The 2,942-nt window shown below is 30.4% G+C and carries 2 protein-coding genes; both read right to left on the bottom strand.

Annotated features, from left to right (window positions below; all coding sequences use genetic code 11):
- Nucleotides 1-193: 193 nt before the first annotated feature.
- Nucleotides 194-1,423: a hypothetical protein gene (locus tag AFK68_RS03695; protein ID WP_210407210.1), complete on the bottom strand. Its 1,230-nt coding sequence runs from the start codon at nt 1,421-1,423 to the stop codon at nt 194-196.
- Nucleotides 1,424-1,483: 60 nt separating this feature from the next.
- A complete protein-coding gene (locus AFK68_RS03690) occupies nt 1,484-2,701 on the bottom strand; it encodes a hypothetical protein (RefSeq protein WP_210407209.1) in 1,218 nt (405 codons plus the stop codon).
- Nucleotides 2,702-2,942: the final 241 nt, after the last annotated feature.

Genomic DNA, 2,942 nt, shown 5'->3' with positions numbered 1-2,942 from the left:
TTACTAGCCTTGCTGCTGTCTTTTTTTCTTGCTGAATTTTAGCTTTTCACTGCTGTGGATAACTTTTTTTTTCTAGATTTACTTTATACTACTAACATTGTAATGAAATTTAATGCTCCAATTAAAGGTAAAAGGTCACCTGTTTTTAATGCTGTTAAACCAGAACTCACTAACATTACAATTTTCTAATTACTTAATTTGCTTTTTCTGCTAATTCTGCATCATACTTTTGTTTAATTTCTTTTACCAACTCTGCTTCATCAGGATTATTGTTTGCCCAAACTTCTCGGTCTTGACGAATTTTAGCTAAATGGGATTCAATATTCTCTGGATTAATTAAAATCCCAAAATCATCTGGAACATCTTCCTGTTTGTAATTAAGAATTCGGTTCAAAATTAAATTACCTACTTTCGGAGTGTAATGAGAATTATCTGTATAATTTTCCATTTCATTATAGATAGGTTCAGATGTAATACTGTTGTATCCAGAAAAATCAAATACAGGAGTAATTTCTACAACTTTACGTTTCCAGTCTTCAAAAGTTGACCACTCACCTGTTGCCCGAATTGCTTCCCACTGAGTCACATGAGAGGGAGAAATAAATAAGATTAATTTTATTTTATTTTCTTGAGACAAATCTACTATTTTTTTCAATTCACTTAATTGAGTAGGTAATTGATATTTAGCATGAAATCCATAATAAACATTGATACTATTTTTAAATCTCCACTCAGTTTTTTCTGGGTCAGGATTTTTATATGGCATAAATCCATTTTCTCCGTAACCAATATTATCTGGCGGATTTTTTTGACTATCAACTATAGTTTCTTTACTTGCTAAAAGTGCATCTGAAGAAAAGGTAACGTTGACAAAATCTGCTAAGGAAATATGCTGTTTTTCTAATCTATTTTCGGAAAAGCTAGGTTGATTTTCTAAGAATGTGTTAAACATAAAAAAATCTAAGCCAAGAATAATAAAATCTAATTCTTTCTGGTTAGCGAGCGCGTGTTCTATATAACGTCGTAATTCATAAATATTCAGACCATTCAAAGATAAATTATAAGCAGTTTGCTCATTTTCTAATGCTGGATGATTTGGATCTAAACCTTGTTTTGTTCTGGATGAACCAATCAAAATTGTTATAGGTTTAATACGAATAATATCATTTGCTTTAAACAGGCGATCGCTGTTATCTTTCCGAGGTTTTGAATGATTTATTCCCAAGAAATTGGGAGTATTAAATACATCATAAGGATCGACAATAATATTGAATACTCCTACACCTACTATAGGGAGAAATGCTGACAACAAAAATATCCAATTATATCGGCGATATTTTTTTCTATTTCCCACAATTTTTTCTGATTTTTGGGAAGATGAAGCTTGAGAGTAAGTAGAACTAAGTTGATTATTAATGCTCATAATTTGCCTCCAATTCAAAGTAAATTTTAGTTAATTTAATATGTCAGATATAATTTTTATCTAGTTTAGTGACGCATCATACTTTTGTTTAATTTCTTCTACCAACTTCACTTCATTAGAATTATTTTTTGCCCAAAATTCTCGGTCTTGACGAATTTTTACAAGATGGGATTCAATATTTTCTGGATTAATTAAAATCCCAAAATCATCTGGAACATCTGCTTCTCTATAATCAAGAATCCGATTCAAAACTAAATCTCCAATTTTCTTAGTGTAATGAAAATTATCTCTATAGTTTTCCATACCACTATGGATAGGTTCAGATGCGATACTATTGTACCCAGAAAAATCAAATACCGGAGTAATTTTTACAACTTCACGTTTCCATTCTTCAAAAGTTGACCACTCACCTGTTGCTCTAATTGCTTCCCACTGAGTTGCATGAGAGGGAGAAATAAATACAATTAACTTAATTTTATTTTTCTGACATAAATCTACTATTTTTTTTAATTCAATTAATGGAGTAGATAATTTATACTTAGCATGAGACTTAAAATAATTATTGATAGCATATCGAAATTTATCCTTAGTTTGGTTTGGGTCAGGATTTAGAACTGGCATAAATCCATTTTCTTCATACGGAATATCATCTAAGGAAGTTTTTTTACTATCAATTATAGCCTCTTTACTAGCTAAAACTGCATTCAGAGAGAAGGCTACTTTGATTATATCTTTCGGGGAAATATACTGTTTTGTTAACCTGTATTCGGCAAAGCTTCCTCGAGTCTTAGTAAATGAATTAAACATCAAGAAATCTATGCCAACAATAGCCAAACTTAATTCTTTTTGGTTAGCAATAGAATGTTCTAAATAACGTCGTAATTCATAAGCAGTTATAGCATTTAGTCCTACATTATAAGCAGGTTGTTCATTCTTCAAAGCTGGATAATTAGTATCTAAACCTTGTTTAGTTTTAGATGACCCCATCAAAACAGTAACAGGTTTAATCCGAATAATATCAGTTGCCTTGAACAGGCGATCGCTATTATCTTTCCGAGGTTTTGAATGATTTATTCCTAAGAAATTGGGAGTATTAAATACATCATAAGGATCGACAATAATATTGAATACTCCTACAGTAACTACAGGGAGAAATAGCGACAGTAAAAATATCCAATTATATCGACGATATTTTCTTTTATTTCCCACAATTTTTTCTGATTTTTGGGGAAATGAAGCTTGAGAGTAAGTAGAAATAAGTTGATTATTAACGCTCATATTTTAGATCCAAGTAAAAGTAGACTTCAGTTAATTTAATATCTTCAATATAATTTTTATCTAATTGAGTTTAGTGACGCATCATACTTTTGTTTAATTTCTTTTACCAATTTAACTTCATCAGGATTATTTTTAGCCCAAAATTATCGGTCTTGAGGATTTTTTGCGAGATGAGATTAAATATTTTATGGATTAATTAAAATTCCCAAATCCTCTGGAACTTCTTCTTCTTTGTAAGAGA

Source organism: Hydrocoleum sp. CS-953, from assembly GCF_002260545.1.
GTDB lineage: Bacteria > Cyanobacteriota > Cyanobacteriia > Cyanobacteriales > Microcoleaceae > Trichodesmium.
Note: the sequence above shows the minus strand (reverse complement) of the source record. Positions and strands in the feature narration are given on the sequence as shown.